Annotated in this window: 15 protein-coding genes; 12 read left to right on the top strand and 3 right to left on the bottom strand. The window is 66.8% G+C overall.

Annotated features, from left to right (window positions below; translation table 11 throughout):
• Positions 1 to 21 precede the first annotated feature (21 nt).
• The 3 genes from CFB41_RS18815 to CFB41_RS18805 all read left to right on the top strand — a co-directional run bounded on the left by CFB41_RS18815 (position 22) and on the right by CFB41_RS18805 (position 4051).
• Complete coding sequence (locus CFB41_RS18815; RefSeq protein WP_089428472.1) at positions 22 to 1044, top strand: aldo/keto reductase; 1023 nt, start codon at positions 22 to 24, stop codon at positions 1042 to 1044.
• Positions 1045 to 1097: 53 nt separating this feature from the next.
• On the top strand, positions 1098 to 2549 hold the full coding sequence (locus CFB41_RS18810) for an NAD-dependent succinate-semialdehyde dehydrogenase (RefSeq protein WP_089457471.1): 1452 nt from the start codon (positions 1098 to 1100) through the stop codon (positions 2547 to 2549).
• Between the two features lie 167 nt (positions 2550 to 2716).
• Positions 2717 to 4051, top strand: a complete 1335-nt coding sequence (locus tag CFB41_RS18805; RefSeq protein WP_256941266.1) for an MFS transporter — start codon at positions 2717 to 2719, stop codon at positions 4049 to 4051.
• Between the two features lie 161 nt (positions 4052 to 4212).
• Here the strand turns inward: CFB41_RS18805 and CFB41_RS18800 are convergent, their stop codons facing one another.
• Both CFB41_RS18800 and CFB41_RS18795 read right to left on the bottom strand, forming a co-directional pair.
• Positions 4213 to 4506, bottom strand: a complete 294-nt coding sequence (locus CFB41_RS18800; RefSeq protein WP_089457469.1) for a type II toxin-antitoxin system RelE/ParE family toxin — start codon at positions 4504 to 4506, stop codon at positions 4213 to 4215.
• Between the two features lie 2 nt (positions 4507 to 4508).
• The gene (locus CFB41_RS18795) at positions 4509 to 4766 is read right to left on the bottom strand and encodes a type II toxin-antitoxin system ParD family antitoxin (RefSeq protein ID WP_089457468.1); all 258 of its coding nucleotides are present in this window, start codon (positions 4764 to 4766) and stop codon (positions 4509 to 4511) included.
• Positions 4767 to 4995: 229 nt separating this feature from the next.
• Between CFB41_RS18795 and CFB41_RS18790 the strand changes: the two genes are divergently transcribed.
• The 3 genes from CFB41_RS18790 (at position 4996) to CFB41_RS18780 (ending at position 6899) form a co-directional block, all read left to right on the top strand.
• A complete protein-coding gene (locus CFB41_RS18790) occupies positions 4996 to 5715 on the top strand; it encodes a hypothetical protein (RefSeq protein ID WP_105771231.1) in 720 nt (239 codons plus the stop codon).
• Positions 5716 to 5778: 63 nt separating this feature from the next.
• Positions 5779 to 6549, top strand: coding sequence for a hypothetical protein (locus CFB41_RS18785; RefSeq protein ID WP_256941084.1), 771 nt, complete (start codon positions 5779 to 5781; stop codon positions 6547 to 6549).
• Positions 6546 to 6899: a hypothetical protein gene (locus tag CFB41_RS18780; RefSeq protein ID WP_089443491.1), complete on the top strand. Its 354-nt coding sequence runs from the start codon at positions 6546 to 6548 to the stop codon at positions 6897 to 6899. Before CFB41_RS18785 ends, CFB41_RS18780 begins: the two co-directional genes overlap by 4 nt.
• Before the next feature lie 170 nt (positions 6900 to 7069).
• Here the strand turns inward: CFB41_RS18780 and CFB41_RS18775 are convergent, their stop codons facing one another.
• Positions 7070 to 7945 (bottom strand): LysR substrate-binding domain-containing protein, encoded by an 876-nt coding sequence (locus CFB41_RS18775; RefSeq protein WP_089457465.1) that lies wholly within the window; start codon positions 7943 to 7945, stop codon positions 7070 to 7072.
• Between the two features lie 221 nt (positions 7946 to 8166).
• Here CFB41_RS18775 and CFB41_RS18770 point away from each other — a divergent pair, with 221 nt between their 5' ends.
• The 6 genes from CFB41_RS18770 to CFB41_RS18745 all read left to right on the top strand — a co-directional run bounded on the left by CFB41_RS18770 (position 8167) and on the right by CFB41_RS18745 (position 16857).
• Positions 8167 to 9105 (top strand): LysR substrate-binding domain-containing protein, encoded by a 939-nt coding sequence (locus CFB41_RS18770; protein ID WP_011356424.1) that lies wholly within the window; start codon positions 8167 to 8169, stop codon positions 9103 to 9105.
• Positions 9106 to 9428: 323 nt separating this feature from the next.
• The gene (gene aldA, locus CFB41_RS18765; protein WP_089457464.1) at positions 9429 to 10853 is read left to right on the top strand and encodes an aldehyde dehydrogenase; all 1425 of its coding nucleotides are present in this window, start codon (positions 9429 to 9431) and stop codon (positions 10851 to 10853) included.
• Between the two features lie 132 nt (positions 10854 to 10985).
• Positions 10986 to 12317 carry a nitrate/nitrite transporter gene (locus CFB41_RS18760; RefSeq protein WP_179250103.1) on the top strand — a complete coding sequence of 444 codons (1332 nt, stop codon included), beginning with the start codon at positions 10986 to 10988 and terminating at the stop codon, positions 12315 to 12317.
• Positions 12314 to 13531 carry a mandelate racemase/muconate lactonizing enzyme family protein gene (locus CFB41_RS18755; protein WP_089457462.1) on the top strand — a complete coding sequence of 406 codons (1218 nt, stop codon included), beginning with the start codon at positions 12314 to 12316 and terminating at the stop codon, positions 13529 to 13531. The genes CFB41_RS18760 and CFB41_RS18755 overlap by 4 nt, the downstream gene beginning before the upstream one ends.
• Positions 13532 to 13546: 15 nt before the next feature.
• Positions 13547 to 15214, top strand: coding sequence for a GMC family oxidoreductase (locus CFB41_RS18750; protein ID WP_089457461.1), 1668 nt, complete (start codon positions 13547 to 13549; stop codon positions 15212 to 15214).
• A gap of 278 nt (positions 15215 to 15492) precedes the next feature.
• Positions 15493 to 16857, top strand: coding sequence for an acetate kinase (locus CFB41_RS18745; protein ID WP_089443497.1), 1365 nt, complete (start codon positions 15493 to 15495; stop codon positions 16855 to 16857).
• The last annotated feature ends 94 nt before the right edge of the window (positions 16858 to 16951 follow it).

The following is a 16951-nucleotide window of genomic DNA, read 5'->3' as shown; positions in this document are numbered from 1 at the left end:
ACGGCCGCATCTGGAGGAAACATGGAATACGTCCGCCTCGGCCAGTCCGGCCTGAAGGTGTCCCGCCTGTGTCTCGGCACGATGAACATGGGCACCCCCGAATGGAAGCCCTGGATCTTCGACGAAGCGCAGAGCGAGCCGATCGTGCGCCGCGCGCTCGACGCCGGCGTGAACTTCATCGATCTCGCGGATTTCTATTCGACGGGCGTCGGCGAGGAAGTGGTCGGCCGCATCCTGAAGCGCAACGCGCGCCGTGAGGAGCTCGTCGTGACCACGAAAGTCGGTTACGACATGGGCAGCTATCCGAACGCAGGCGGCCATTCGCGCAAGCACGTACTCGACGGCATCGACGGGTCGCTGAAGCGCCTCGGGATGGATTACGTCGACATCTTCATGCTGCACTTCTTCGACGTGAACACGCCCGTCGAGGAAACGATGAGCACGCTGCACGACATCGTGCGCGCGGGCAAGGCGCGCTATATCGGCGTGTCGACGATGTACACGTGGCAGTTCGCGAAGATCATGCAGGCCTGCGAACGAAACGGCTGGGACAAGCCGATCAACATGCAGCTGCAGCTGAACCTCGCGTATCGCGAGGAAGAGCGCGAGATGGTGCCGTACTGCATCGACCAGGGCGTCGGCGTATCGGTGTTCAGCCCGCTCGCGCGCGGCCTGCTCACCTGCGAGCCGCAATCGACCCGCAACCAGACCGACTTCTTCACCGCGCAGATGTACGGCGATGCGTCGTCGCTCGCGATCGCGGCATCGGTCGCGAAGGTCGCGAAGCGCCGCGGCGTGCCGCCCGCGCAGATCGCGCAGGCATGGGTGCTGAGCCGCCCCGGCATCGCGAGCATGCTGGTCGGCGCGGATTCGGTCGCGCAGTTCGACAGCGCGCTCGGCGCGCTCGAAACGCACCTCACCGACGAAGAGCTGCACGAGCTGGAACGCAACTACACGCCGTGCGACCTGATCAACGACTACACGGCCGGCAAGCGCATCGCGCGCGAATCGCGTCCGGCGCAGGGCAGCTTCGCGACGGACTGAAGCACTGATGCACTGATGCACGAAGCTCCGAGGCACTGAAGGAACGACACACGATGAACGAATTTCTGAGGACCGGCCATTTCATCGGCGGTGAATGGCACGAATCGCATGGCGCGAGCGATGCAACCTATCCGGTGCTGAACCCGGCGACCGGCGAGACGATCGCGAAGGTCGCGAAGGGCGGTGCCGACGACACGCAACGCGCAATCGATGCGGCAGCCCACGCGTTGCCGGCATGGCGCGCATTGACCGCAAAGGAACGCGGCGCCCGCGTGAAGCGCTGGGGCGAGCTGATGCTCGACAACCGCGACGCGCTCGCCGAGCTGCTGACGCGCGAGCAAGGCAAGCCGCTCGCGGAAGCGCGCGGCGAAGTCGCGTATGCGGCGAGCTTTCTCGAATGGTTCGCGGAAGAAGCGAAGCGCATGTACGGCGACGTGATTCCGAGCCCGAAGCCGAACACGCAGATCGTCGTCACGCGCGAGCCGGTCGGCGTGGTCGCGGCGATCACGCCGTGGAATTTCCCGCTGGCGATGATCACGCGCAAGGCCGGCCCTGCGCTTGCGGCCGGCTGCACGATGGTGCTGAAGCCGTCCGAGGAAACGCCGCTGTCGGCGTTCGCACTCGCGGTGCTCGCCGAGCGCGCGGGCGTGCCGGCCGGCGTGTTCAACGTGGTGTCGGGCGATGCGGTCGCGATCGGCGAAACGCTGACGAGTTCGTCCGTCGTGCGCAAGCTGTCGTTCACCGGTTCGACGCGGGTCGGCAAGCTACTCGCGAAGCAGTCGGCCGACACGCTAAAGAAGCTGTCGCTCGAACTCGGCGGCAACGCGCCGTTCATCGTGTTCGACGATGCCGATCTCGATGCGGCGGTCGAAGGCGCGATCGCGTCGAAGTTCCGCAACACGGGCCAGACCTGCGTGTGCGTGAACCGCTTTCTCGTGCAGGACGGCGTGTACGACGCGTTCACCCGCAAGCTCGCGGATGCCGTGCGCACGCTGCGCGTCGGCAACGCGCTCGCGGGTGAAGTCGACCAGGGGCCGCTGATCAACGAAGCGGCGCTCGGCAAGGTCGAGCGGCACGTGGCCGACGCCACCGCGAAGGGCGCGCATGCGCTCACCGGCGGCAAGCGTCACGCGCTCGGCGGCACGTTCTACGAGCCGACCGTGCTGACCGGCATGACCGCCGACATGCTGATCGCCGAAGAGGAAACCTTCGGCCCCGTCGCCGGCTGCTTCCGATTCGCGACCGAGGAAGAAGCCGTGGCCGCCGCCAACGACACGCCGTTCGGGCTGTCCGCGTACGTCTACACGCGCGACCTCGGCCGAGCATGGCGCGTGTCGGGTGCGCTGGAGAGCGGGATGGTCGGCGTCAACGACGGGATCATCTCGACCGAAGTCGCGCCGTTCGGCGGCGTCAAGCAATCGGGGCTCGGCCGCGAAGGCTCGAAGTACGGCCTCGACGAATACGTGGAACTCAAGTACACGCTGATGGCCGGCCTTGGGCGCTGACCGCCGGCCGCTCCCCGCGGCCGACCCGCGCCGCGCGCCGTCCGGCCGCGCGGCGCCCAGCACGGCACGCGCGGCGGTGCTCCGCCTGCGCGCGCCGCTGCGCGCCCGATAACAATCCAGGAGGCAGCTTGACTCAAGCCAACGTTCAATCCGGCACCGCACGCGCGTTGCCGCTGTCGCGTGGCGCCGATGCGCCGCACCGTCCCGTCGCGCTCGACGACGTGCCGCTCAACCGCTTCCACGTGAAGATCGCCGGCCTGACGTTCGGCGCGCATTTCACCGAGGGCTACACGCTCGGCACGATCGGCTACGCGCTCGCCGCGCTCGGCCGGCAGATGCCGATCGACGCGTTCTGGATGGGGATGATCGGCAGCTCCGCGCTGATCGGCATCTTCTTCGGCAGCCTCGTGTTCGGCTGGCTGTCCGACCGGATGGGCCGGCAGAAGATCTTCCTGACGAGCTTCGTGATCATCACGGCGGCCGCGTTCGCGCAGTTCTTCGTCACGTCACCGCTCGAACTGTGTGTGCTGCGCGTGCTGATCGGCTTCGGGATGGGCGGCGATTTCACGGTCGGCCATGCAATCCTCGCCGAATTCTCGCCGCGCAAGCATCGCGGCGCGCTGCTCGGTTCGTTCAGCGTGATCTGGACGATCGGCTATGTCGCCGCGAACGTGCTCGGCCTCGCGTACAGCGACGTCACGCCCGACGCGTGGCGCTGGCTGCTCGCGTCGGCGGCGGTGCCCGCGCTGATCGTGCTGGTGCTGCGGATCGGCACGCCCGAATCGCCGCGCTGGCTGCTCGGCAAGGGCCGGGAGAAGGAAGCGCGTGCGATCGTCGCGAAGCATTTCGGGCCGCACGTGATGCTCGACGGTTCGACCGAGCCGCATGCGCATGGCGGCTTCGCGCGGCTGTTCCAGCGTGACCTGATCCGCCGCACGATGTTCAACTGCGCGTTTTTCGTGTGCCTCGTGATTCCGTATTTCGCGATCTACACGTTCCTGCCGACGATCCTGAAGACGATCGGCCTCGCCGAAGGTTTCGGCGCGGACCTGCTACTGAACGGCTTCCTGGTGCTCGGCGCGCTGATCGGCATCTGGCTGACGATCCGGCTGTCGCGGCGCGGCTTCCTGATCGGCTCGTTCGCGGTGACGTGCGCGTCGCTCGTCGCGCTGGCGGTGCTGCCGTCGTCGGCGGCCGTCGCGATGATCGTCGCGTTCGCGATCTTCACGCTGACGATGTCGGCGTTCAGCAACCTCGTGGGCGTGTTCCCGCCCGAGTGCTTCCCGACCGAAGTGCGCGCGAGCGGCGTGGGGCTGGCGATCGCGTGCAGCCGGCTCGGCTCGGCGATCGGCACGTTCCTGCTGCCGGTCGGCATCGCGACGCTCGGCTTTCACGCGACGATGTTCGCGTTGGCGGGCGTGCTGCTGGTGGGGATGATCGTGTCGATCGCGTGGGCGCCGGAGACGAAGCACCTGACGCTGGAGGAGGCGTCGGGGCATTGATGAGGGCGGCAGGTTGTGTGGCCGCGTGCTTCATCGTGCTCGATCGAGGCTTTCGTGTCGACGAGCCGCTGACGGGTCGCGGCGATGCTGCGCTCGATTCGAACGAACCCGGCCGCGGCCGGGTTCGTTCATTTCGGATGCGATGCGATGCGCACGTTCGCTCAGAACAGGATCGATGCGTAGTCCCGCGCGCCGTGCAGGACGTGAAGAATGTCGATCCGCGCAGGCGGATCGCCCACGACCCGATAGAAGATCTGGTAGTTGCCGTACACGCGGTGCCGCACGCCGTGACGCTCGTAGCGCGGCACCAGCGGAAACGCCGGCGGCATCGCGGCCAGGCTCAGGCATTGATCGCGAATCTCCCGCACGAACGTTACGGCGCGTTGCGGGTTGTCGCGTGCAATGTAATCGGCGATCGCTTCGAGTTCGGCAATCGCAAAATCGGGCAGGCGCACGGTCAGGCCTGCCGATCCGCCTGGGCCCGATACTTCGCCTCGAGACGATCGAAGACTTCCGCTGCGTCGGCGCTGTGTCCGGCTTCCGCATCGGACAGGCTGCGCGCGATCACCGCGTCCAGCGCGTTCAGCTGTGCCTCGCGATCCTGGATGAGGCGTACACCTTCGCGAAGCACTTCGCTCTTGGATCCGTAGCGCCCCGATTCGACCAGCTTCGCGACGTAAGCCTCCAGTTGCTGGCCCAGTTCCGCACTGATCATGTCGACCTCCCGACCGGATTGAATTCGATCCGTCGAGCGTATTCACTTTATCAACTATTATCAATGAGACGAGTTCCAAAGGATCGGCGCGAATGCTTTCGACGTGCCGATCGGACGGAAGAAAGGAACGGGACGCGCTTCAGGCAGGCTGCTCTGGCGCCGGACCTTCATCCGGTTTTCGTGCACATTCGTGTAGCCTTACCGGACCCTCACCGTGCGAGCAGCGATCATGATTCAAGACATCGTCACGCCACAACCTGGCCTGAAGGTCTACCCGCCAGACGCCGACGTCTTTGCCGAGTCCAACGCCGCACTCGCTCGCCACCTGCATCCGCTGATATCGATCGACCTGTCGACGGTCAATGCGTCGTGGGAGGGCTGGATCCACCTGCTCAGCCCCGTCGAGCCGTACGACGGGCTCGTCGGGCAGGACACGGCCGCGTATCACAATGACTATCTGCGCGCGAACTGGATCGGGTTCCGGCTCGACGAGAACAACCGCTACACGCTGCTGGGCGACCCGCGCTACTTCTATCTGGAAAACCCGCCCGGCGCGCATGACGCGGGCTATCGCGCGGAACTGGAGGCGCACTACGCCGAGCAGCAGGCCAGCCTCGAAACCGCGCGCAAGCGGTTCGCCGAATACGGCGTGCTCTACTCGTCCAACCAGTACGCGCCGGACGAGCGCGATTTCAGCCAGGAAAAGCCGTGCAACCTGATCGACCAGCTCGGCGGATCGGTCGGCTGGGGCAACTGGTCGGGCGCGTCGGATTTTCCGGTCGACGACCGCAATCCCGACGACATCCGGCCGATCGGCCCGGACGGTGCGCGCTTTCGCTTCGTCGCCCGCGTCACCGGCTGGGAATACCGCGCGATGGGCGCGGACTCGATTCTCCTGTTTTACGAGCCGGCCAGCCGCGTGGCGCTGCTGACGTTCGACTGGTCGTAGGGCGGGCGGGACGGGCGGTCGCGCCGCCTCGTGATTGGCCGTTTGGCGGACTCTGCCCGCCGGATGAGCGCCGATATGCTGGGGGCTTTCCATTCATTGCCGGAAGCCATGCCCGCTCAACCTGTCGATCTCGGTCATGTCCTGCCCTATGAAACGTCGTACTTCGACGATCGGCTCGAGGTCGATCGAAACGATCTCGATATTTCCGCGTTGCTCGGGGTGAGCGGCAACGTCCCCGACGAACTGCTCGTTGCGTTGTGCGGCGCGCCTGCCGGATCGGACATTCAAGCCTATCTCGACAGCACGGACAGGCTGACGTTCGCCGTCACGCATCCGACATTGATCCGATCGGAGAATCGCGTCTCCGTGCTTCAAACCCGGGACTCGTCCGTACTCGAATTGGGATCCATCGATCTCGTCGATAACGCTGTCGCCGGACTCGGTGCAGCGATGCTATGGCGAATCGTTAGAGCGTGCGATAGGTTGAAGATTGCCCGGATCAGCGCGTTCGGGATAGGCGGTCGCAAAGCCGCGCCGGAACCCGGCGGGCCGCGGCTCTCCGGATACTACGCATGGCCCAGGTTCGGTTTCGATGCGCCCATTCCGGATCGGCACGGTGACGAGGCTGCGCTGTTCCAGTATTTCCCCGGATATCCGGTCGGGCTGGCCGACCGGTCGCTTCGGTCGCTACGTGCCCTCTACGCAACGCGATTCGGGCGGGACTTCTGGCGCGTCGCCGGGTCGCATCGCTGGATGACATTCGAGGTTGCCCCGCATGCCCATTCAGTGCTGACGCTGCAGCAATACCTGATCGAAAAAGGAATTTACGAATGACCCTAAAGCACCATCCGATCACGGGCTTCCGTTCCGCGAAGCAAATAGCCAGGCGCAGCCGCACGACGAACGAGAATCGCCCCATTCGTCTTTCGGAAATCCGGCTGCTCATCGGCGAACTCGTCGCGAACGCACGCCATCAGGGTCAAGCGCCGGCGGCGCTGACATCTGCCGCCGAATACCCCGCGCAACCGGCCGGCAAGCCGGTATCACCGCCACAAAGAAAAGTCTTCGACGTGGGACCGATCGATCACTCGAAGAGCACGTTGCAGATCATCTCGATGGCCGATGCCGAAGCCCGCTGTCGCCGGGAAACACTCATGCACTTCGGACAGGATCCCGACCTGTAACCCGCGGCAATGGAGCGCAACCGCACGGCTCGCTTCAACGACGATCTAGCCAGTCTTCAGCTCGTAACGATCTTTGACAGATATCCAGGCAGGAAACACGACACGACCGGCGCGGACTGATCCGATTGTTTCCACGGAAAGATCAGCCGCGTCTCAGCAACGAGGCCGCCCTACCCCCTTCTCCCCGCCTGCCCCCGCAACCACGCAGCAAACGCGACCACCGGCTCGACCGCCACACTCTCCGGCTCGACATCGAGCCAATACCCGAACGGCCCGATCGGCTGCACCGGCGACAGCCGCACGAGGCTGCCCTCGCCGATCTCCTCCTCGATCATGTTGAGGTCGACCACCGCGAGCCCCGCGCCCTTGCGCGCCGCGCGGATCGCCTGTTCGAGCGTCGAAAACTCGATGCCGTCGCCGATCCGCGCCGGCGGCACGCCCGCCTGCTCGCACCAGTCGGCCCACAGCGTCAGGCGCTTGCCTTCGTGCAGCACATGCAGCGACGGCAACCGGCCGAGCAGCACGTCGAGCGCATCGCCGCGATAGCGCGGCGCGCCGACGAGCGCATGCCGCTCCATCATCAGCAGCTCCGACTGCATCCCGGCGCGCGCCGCGCGCCCGAAGCGGATGTGGCAATGGCAATCGTCATCCGGCTCCGTGCGGATCGACAGCTCGACGTCGGGCAGCGCCTCCGCGAGCGTACCGAGCCGCGGCGAAAACCACTGCGTCGCGAACGTCGGCGGCAGCGACACCGTCAGCCGCCGCTTCGCACCCGGCCGCGTGGCGGCGATTTCGCCGACGCCCCGTTCGATCGTGTCGAACGCCTGCCCGATGAACGGCAGCAAGCGCTCGCCGGCATCGGTCAGGCGCACGCCCTTGTGATCGCGCTCGAACAGCCGCGTGCCGAGCGCTTCCTCGAGCAGCCGGATCTGCCGGCTCACCGCCCCTTGCGTCACGCACAGCGAAACCGCCGCGCGGTTGAAGCTCAGGTGACGCGCGGTCTCCTCGAAAAATCGCAATGCGATCAACGATGGCAGGCGTCGCATGATGTGTGTCCCCTTCGTTCATATCGTTCGTATCGTTCGTGTCGTTGCCGGCCGGCAGAGCCGGCCCTCCTGCGGGCAGCCTTGTCGCGACAAGGCACGCCAGCCGCCATCCCATAAAACCCCGCGGCCGCCGTCGCCGCCATTCAGCGTCGCCGCGCCCGCGCCACCCGCCTACAATAAGCATCCCGCACCCCACACGACACCGCCCCGTGAGACGCAAGATGCCGGCGCTGAATGCGCTGAAAGCCTTCGAGATGGCCGGCCGCACCGGCAGCTTCACGCGCGCGGCCGAATTGCTCAACGTGACGCAGAGCGCGGTGAGCCGCCAGGTTCGCCAGCTTGAGGGCCAGCTCGGCGAAACCCTGCTCGAGCGCCGCCATCACCAGCTCGAACTGACCGCGGCCGGCCGCGTGCTGCTGCGCGCGCTGCAGCAGTCGTTCGACAAGATCGAGCTGACCGTGCGCAGCCTGCAGGAGAAAACCCACCTGAACCGCCTGCGCGCGAACGTGCCGCCCACCTTCGCCGCGCGCTGGCTGATGCCGCGCCTCGGCCGGCTGCGCGACGCGCATCCCGAATTCGAGCTGAGCCTCACGACCCGCATCCACGACAGCCTCGGCGAATCGCGCGTGCTCGACTGCGCGATCCGGTTCGGCGATGGCGAATGGGACGGCTTCGACAACGCGCTGCTGATGCAGGAGCAGCATATCGCCGTCTGCGCGCCCGCGCTGTATGCGCGGCTGCGGCAGGACGGCGCGCCGATCGACCTGAACCGCTTCACGCTGCTGCACGTGCTCGCCACCGACGACCAGCGCTACCTGACCTGGCAGCACTGGCTGAAAGCAGCCGGCATCGCCGACGTCGACACGCGCGGCGGCTACGAGTTCGACCTGCTCGACCATGCGATCCGCGCGGCGATCGACGGTCTCGGCATCACGATCGCCGACCGCCACATGGTCGCGCGCGAACTCGCGACCGGGCAACTGATGCAGGTGCTCAACGTGCACGTCGACGGCCACCAGTCGTACTGGTTCGTCACGCGGCCCGAGCAGACGAACCTGCCGCACATCGTCCAGTTCCGCGACTGGCTGCAGCAGGAAGTGTGGCTCGCGAAGCGCCATCTCGAACCGTCGTCGCCGCTGCCGCAGGTGCCGCTGGCCTAGGGCGTGAACACGCCCTAGGGCCCCAACCGCCCTTCCACCCACCGCCGCGGGCGACACCTTACCGGCTTCCACGCCCGTCCGCACTCGGACCAGTCGGAAAATACGACAGCCCTCCGCCCGCTTCACTCCAGGCCCACGCTACGACACCCTTGCCGGACGGGCGACTCCAGCCGATTCGCCGAGTAACGTGCGTTTTTCTCATGTTCGACGCGAAAATAAGTCGTTTGTCGTGCGCTAAACGCATGAACAGAATGGCCGCTATCCCGTGCCACGCGTGTCGCCACTCGAAGCGATCCGCCTGCATTCATCGGAGGAGTCACTTCATGCGCACCGAACGCAATTACGTGAACGGCCGTTTCGTCGCCCCGGAAAGCGACACGTTCATCGTCGTCCACAATCCCGCCACCGAAGCGCCGTTCGCGCGCGTGCCGGCCGCCACGCCGGCCGCGGCGCTCGCCGCCGTCGACGCCGCGGCCGCCGCGCAGAAGGCGTGGCGCACGCTGCCGAGCGCCGAGCGCGCCACCTACCTGCACCGCTTCGCCGACGCGCTGACCGCGCGCGCACCCGAGATCGGCGCGGCGCTCGCGCAGGAATCCGGCAAGAGCGTCGAGGACGCGTCGAACGAAGCCGTCTACGCGGGCCAGATCACGCGCTACCACGCCGAGTGGGCGCGCCGGATCGAGGGCGAGATCATCCCGAGCGACACGCCCGACGAAAACCTGTTCCTGCAGCGCGAGCCGATCGGCGTCGTCGCGTGCCTGATCCCGTTCAACTACCCGGTCTACACGCTGCTGCGCAAGGTCGCGCCCGCGCTGATCGCCGGCAACACCGTGGTCGTGCGGCCGAGCAACCACACGCCGGTGTCCGCGTTCGAGATCGCGAAAGCCGCCGACGATGCCGGCTTCCCGCCGGGCGTCGTCAACATCCTGACGATGGATCACGCGACGGCCGAAGCGCTGTGCACGCATCCGGCCGTCGGCATGATCACGCTGACCGGCAGCGTGAACGCAGGCCGCAAGGTGCTCGACTACTGCAAGGTGAACATCGCGAAGCCGTCGCTCGAACTCGGCGGCAAGACGCCCGCGATCATCGAGCCCGACGCCGACCTCGAACGCGCGGCCGCCGCGCTCGTCGCATCGAAGACGACCCATTGCGGCCAACTCTGCACGGCGATCGAACGCGTGTACGTGCACGACAGCGTGCACGACCGCTTCGTCGCGCTGCTGAAGGAGAAGATGGCGGCCGTGCGCATCGGCGACCGTGCGGAAGACGCGTCGCGGATGGGCCCGCTCGTCAGCGCATCGGCGCGCGCGCACATCCACGGGATGGTCGAACGCGCGATCGCGGCCGGCGCGACGCTCGAAACCGGCGGGGCGATTCCGGCCGGCCCCGGCTTCTTCTACCCGGCCACGCTGCTGACGAACTGCCGGCAGGACATGGAGATCGTGCAGGAGGAAACCTTCGGCCCGATCATGCCCGTGCTGCGCTACACGACGATCGACGAAGCGATCGGGTTCGCGAACGACCACCAGTTCGGCCTGTCGTCGGTGCTCTACACCGAGCGCTACCGCACCGCGATGACCGTCGCGAACGCGATCGAAGCCGGCGAGCTGTACGTGAACCGCACGCCGGCCGATCCGTACCAGGGTTTCCACGCCGGCTGGAAGCGCTCGGGCCTCGGCGGCGACGACGGCAAGCACGGGATGCTCGAATTCACGCAGACGCGCCTCGTCGTCATGAAGTACTGACGCCGTCACGCCAACGCACCGTTTCCGGCGCGCGCACCCGGACACCACGCCGCGCGCGCCGCCCCTGACCCAACCAGAACATAAAAAATCTGCAGGCGTCCGCCTTAAGGACGCCTGATGGAGGAAGACATCATGCCGACCCAACCGTCGACACCCGCCGCGTCGCTCGCGTTGCAGGACAAAGCGCGCGACGCCCACGCGTCGCAGCATTCCCGCGCGCAACGCTACCTGCAACTGCTGCTGGTCGTGATCGCCGCGGGCGCGATCTACCCGATGCTGTATCTGCGGCAGGTGTACCAGCCGACGATGCTGCAGTTCTTCCGTATCGACGACGTGCAGCTCGGCTACCTGTATTCGTCGCTCGGCACGATTTTCCTGATCAGCTATTTGCCGAGCGGCTGGCTGGCCGACCGCCTGTCGCCGCGCTGGCTGATCTGTTTCTCGCTGCTCGCCACCGGCGCGCTCGGGCTCGTCTACGCGACCGGGCCGTCGTTCGACATGCTGGTGCTGATCTTCGGCGGCTGGGGGCTGACCACCGGCCTCACGTTCTGGGCCGCCGTGATCAAGCGCGTGAACATGATCGCGGGCCCCGACGAACAGGGTCGCTTCTTCGGCCTGCTCGACGGCGGCCGCGGCCTCGTCGAGGCACTGCTCGCGACGATTGCCATCACGCTGTTCGCATACGTCACGCAGGCGCGCGGCGGCACTGACGCAGCCGGCTTCAAGCTCGTCGTCCACCTGTACGCGTTCTTCTGCATCGCGCTCGGCGTGTTGCTCGCGCTGGTGAAGGATCCGTCGAACACGGGCGACCGTGCCGCGGCCGCGAAGCGCACCCGGGGCAACGTGCTGACCGACCTGAAGACGCTCGCGGCGATCCCCGAACTGTGGCTCGTCGCCGCGATCGTGTTCTGCGGCTACCAGGTGTTCTGGGCGACCTACAGCTTCTCCGCGTACCTGCACGAAGGCAATTTCGGGCTCAGCGCGACGGCGGCCGGCTTCATCACGACGCTCAAGCTGTGGATGCGCCCCGTCGGCGGCATTGGCGGCGGCTTCCTCGGCGACCGCGTATCGAAGGTGTCCGTGCTGTTCTGGGCGCTCGTGCTCGCCGCGCTGTCGCTCGTCGGGCTGATCGCGGCACCGGCACACAGCCCGCAGGCGATGCTCGTCGTGCTCGTGCTGTTCATCGGCATCCTCACCTACGCGGTCCGCGGCCTGTACTGGTCGCTGCTCGACGACTGCAAGGTACCGACGCATTGCGCGGGCCTCGCGATCGGCCTGATCTCGGTGCTCGGCTATTCGCCCGACGTGTTCGTGCCGCTGATCAACGGCTACGTGACGCAGACCTACCCGGGCGCGCACGGCTACCAGCTCTATTTCGGCTATATCGCGGCCATCGCGCTCTGCGGCGCGGGTGCCGCCGCCTTCCTCAAGTACCGCCTCAACCGCATCCAGGAGTCCGCATGAAGATCGTTTCGCTCGAAACCCATATCGTCGCCGTGCCGCCGCCGCATGTCGGCGGGATGTACTGGATCTTCGTGAAGCTGAAGACCGACGACGGCATCGAAGGCGTCGGCGAGATCTACTCGGCGACGTTCGGCCCGAAGGCGATGGCGCCGATCATCGACGACGTGTTCGAACGCCACCTGCTCAACCGCGATCCGCATCACGTCGAGCGGCTGTTCCGCCAGGCTTATTCGAGCGGCTTCACGCAGCGGCCCGATCTCACGATGATGGGCGTCGTCAGCGGCCTCGAGATGGCATGCTGGGACATCATCGGCAAGGCCGCCGGCAAGCCGGTGTACGAACTGCTCGGCGGGAAAATCCACGAGCGGCTGCGCTCGTACACGTACCTGTACCCGAAGAACGCGAAGGGCGAATACGACTACGACGATCCCGACCTCGCCGCCGAATGCGCGGCCGAGAACGTGAAGCTCGGCTTCACGGCCGTCAAGTTCGATCCGGCCGGCCCGTACACCGCTTACTCGGGCCACCAGCTGTCGCTCGAGGTACTCGACCGCTGCGAGCTGTTCTGCCGCCGCGTGCGCGAAGCCGTCGGCAGCAAGGCCGACCTGCTGTTCGGCACGCACGGGCAGATGGTGCCGTCGTCGGCGATCCGGCTCGCGAAGCGGCTCGAGAAGTACGACCCGCTGTGGTTCGAGGAGCCGGTCCCCCCCGGCCAGGAAGAAGCGATCGCGCAAGTCGCGAAGCACACGTCGATTCCGATCGCGACCGGCGAGCGCCTGACGACCAAGTACGAATTCCACAAGCTGCTGCAGGCGGGCGGCGCATCGATCCTGCAATTGAACGTCGCGCGCGTGGGCGGCCTGCTCGAAGCGAAGAAGATCGCGACGCTCGCCGAAGTGCACTACGCGCAGATCGCGCCGCACCTGTACAACGGCCCGGTGGGCGCGGCCGCGAGCATCCAGCTCGCGACCTGCACGCCGAACTTCCTGATCCAGGAAAGCATCATGACGTGGGGCGGTTTCCACGCGGAGGTCGTGAAGACGCCGATCCGCTGGGAAGACGGCTACATCGTCCCGTCGAACGAACCGGGCCTCGGCATCGAGCTCGACATGGACGTCGTGAAGCGCCACACACCGTACACCGGCGAACGGCTGCACCTGCAGATGGGCGAGCACCCCGTCGACGTGAAGGATCTCGCCCCCGCGAAGGGCTGAGCACAAAGGACAGACATGAGCTACGACTACATCATCGTCGGCGCGGGCTCGGCCGGCTGCATCCTCGCGAACCGCCTGAGCGAATCGGGCCGGCACTCGGTGCTGCTGCTCGAAGCGGGCGAGCGCGACGCGTCGTTCTGGTTCAAGGTGCCGGTCGGCTTCACCAAGACCTACTACAACCGCCGCTACAACTGGATGTACTACAGCGAGCCCGAGGCACAGCTCGCCGACCGCAAGCTGTACTGCCCGCGCGGCAAGGTGGTCGGCGGCTCGGGTTCGATCAACGCGATGGTCTACGTGCGCGGCCAGCGCAGCGACTACGACGACTGGGCGAACGCCGGCAACTCGGGCTGGGCGTACGACGACGTGCTGCCGTATTTCCGCAAGCTCGAAACGCACGCGGCCGGCGCGACCGATCCGCAGCATCATGGCTCGACCGGGCCGATCCACATCACGTCGATGAAGGCCGACGTGCACCCGATCGTCCACGAATTCCTGAAGGGCTGCGGGCAACTGAACCTGCCGCGCACCGACGATTTCAACGGCGCGCGGTTCGAAGGCGCGGGCATCTACGACCTGAACACGAAAAACGGCGAGCGCTGCTCCAGCAGCTTCGCGTACCTGCGCCCCGCGCTGGGCCGCGCGAACCTCACGCTGCGCTCGGGCGTGCTCGTGCGGCGCGTGACGTTCGACGGCACGCGCGCGACCGGCGTGGTCGTCGCGGGCGAACACGGCGACGAAACGCTCGTCGCCGCGCGCGAGGTGATCCTCGCGGCCGGCGCGGTCGATACGCCGAAGCTGCTGCAACTGTCGGGCGTCGGCGATCCGTCGCTGCTCGCGCGCCGGCGCGTGCCGCTCGTGCATGCGCTGCCGGCCGTCGGCCGCAACCTGCAGGACCACCTGTGCGTGAGCTTCTACTTCAAGGCGAACCGGCCGACGCTGAACGACGAGATGGGCACGCTCATCGGCAAGATGAAGATCGGCTTGCGCTACCTGCTGACGAAGCGCGGCCCGCTCGCGATGAGCGTGAACCAGGCCGGTGGCTTCTTCCGCGGCACGGACGATACGCCGGAGCCGAACCTCCAGCTCTACTTCAACCCGTTGTCGTACCGGATCCCGAAGAGCGACCGCGCGAGCATCAAGCCCGAGCCTTATTCGGGGTTCCTGATCGCGTTCAACCCGTGCCGGCCGACGAGCCGCGGCACGATCGAGATCGCGTCGAACCGCGCGGAAGATGCCGCGAAGATCCACATCAACGCGCTGACCACGCAGAAGGATCTCGACGAAGCCGTGCAGGGCAGCAAGGTGATCCGTGCGCTGATGCGTGCTCCGGCGCTGAAGTCGATGACCGTCGAGGAAATCTCGCCGGGGCCGCAGGTCGATTCCGACGCAGCGATGCTGCAGTACTTCCGCGAGCAGTCGGGTTCGATCTATCACCTGTGCGGCTCGTGCGCGATGGGGCCCGACGCGGCGACGTCGGTGGTCGATGCGTCGCTGCGCGTGCACGGGCTGCAGGCGCTGCGGATCGTCGATGCGTCGGTGTTCCCGAACATCACGTCGGGCAACATCAACGCGCCGACGATGATGGTCGCGGAGAAAGGCGCGGATCTGATCCTGGCGGATGCGCTGCGCACGGCAACCGCCGGCGCGCCGGCGCACACCCGCGAAACCGTCCCGCACTGACGCGCCGCCCCCCTCCGCCTCGTCCGCTCGGGACAATGCCCGCCGGCACACGGGAAAACACTGCCACGAACAGGCCGCGCGACCCGTGTGCACAGGCTCGAAACGTGCATTCGGTTTGACGAAAGTCCCCGAAAAACGGGTGGCTCGCGTGCGATGTGACGCGCGTTCGGCGAACGCGTAGCGCGACGCGAAGCGAAGCGATCCAGGGCAACGCACGCGCCGGCCTGCCGGCGGTGTGCCCCAAGGGGGAACCGCAGGCCCGATGGGGGAGACGCGCCGTGAAACGCATGCCATTTCGCTGCATCCGTGCCATCACGTATGCAAGCGTGCTGCTCTTTCAGGCCCAGGCGCAGGCGCAGTCGCTGGACGCCCAGTCGACCGAGGAGAACATTTCCGCCCTGCGCCACGAAGTCGATCGTCATCTGCAGGAACTGAACGCGCTCAAGCGCAAACTGAACGACGAAGAAGCCCATCTGTCGCGCCTGAGCCGGGCGCTTGACGACCGGGAACTCGCGGCCCGGCGCGGTGCGGGCCCCGGTGAGGCCGGCGGCTCCGGCGACGCGGCGGCGCCGGCCGATACCGGCGCCCCGGGCGGCGCACCCGGCACGGCAGACAACGTGCCATCCGCGGCCGGATCCGCCGCGCCTCCGAGCCAGCCGATCGGCCAGGCGCCGGTGGCGGAAACCGCGCCGCCGCCCGTCGCGCCGATCTTCGATCAGCCCGGCGTGCTGACGCCGAAGCACAAGTTCGTCGTCGAGCCGTCGTTCCAGTTCAACTATTCGTCGTCGAACCGCGTCGCACTCGTCGGCTACACGATCATCCCCGCGCTGCTGATCGGCCTGGTCGACGTGCGGGAAGTCAAGACGACCACGCTGACCGGCGCGGTCGCGGTGCGCTACGGGATCACCAACCGGATGGAAGTCGAAGTCCGCGTCCCCTACGTGTACTCGACGAACGACACGATCAGTCGCGAGATCTTCACCGGTTCCGCCCAGGACAACGCGTTCAACAGTCACGGCAAGGGCCTCGGCGACGTCGAAATGACGCTGCGCTACCAGTTCAATACCGGCGGCCCCGACAAGTTCTATTACATCGGCTGGCTGCGCTTCAAGACCGCCACCGGCAAGAGCCCGTTCGACGTCGTCACCGACTGCGTCACGCGCTGCGTCGGCAATGCCACCGGCACCGGCCTGCCGCTCGAGCAGCCGACGGGCTCGGGCTTCTACGCGATCCAGCCGGGCCTCACCTGGCTCTTTCCGTCCGACCCGGTGGTGTTCTTCGGCAACCTGAGCTATCTGCACAGCTTCAGCCGCGACAATCTGAGCCTCACGATTCGCGACGGGCAGAAGGATTTCATCGGAAAATTGCAACCCGGCGACATCTGGGGTTTCAACATCGGCATGGGCCTCGCGCTGAACGAGAAAGCGTCGGTGAGCCTCGGCTACGACCAGAGCATCGTGCTGCCCACGAAACAGAACGGCCAGACGATTCCAAGCTCGGTACGCGTGATCCTCGGTTCACTGCTCCTCGGCTACTCGTACCGGCTGTCGCCGAAGACCACGCTGAATCTTTCGATCGGCGCGGGCCTCACGCGCGACACGCCGGACGTGGTCATGACGCTGCGCGTGCCGATTGCATTCTGATCGCCGACATGCGCCGACACGCGCCGACGGCGGCCCGCGCGACGCACGCCGGCACCCGCGTGCGATGACCCGCCCCTCCGCCGATCATCGACCG

It is taken from the genome of Burkholderia sp. AU33803 (assembly GCF_002223095.1).
Classification (GTDB): Bacteria; Pseudomonadota; Gammaproteobacteria; order Burkholderiales; family Burkholderiaceae; genus Burkholderia.
The sequence above is the reverse complement of the archived record's forward strand: the minus strand, read 5'-3'. Positions and strand labels throughout refer to the sequence as shown.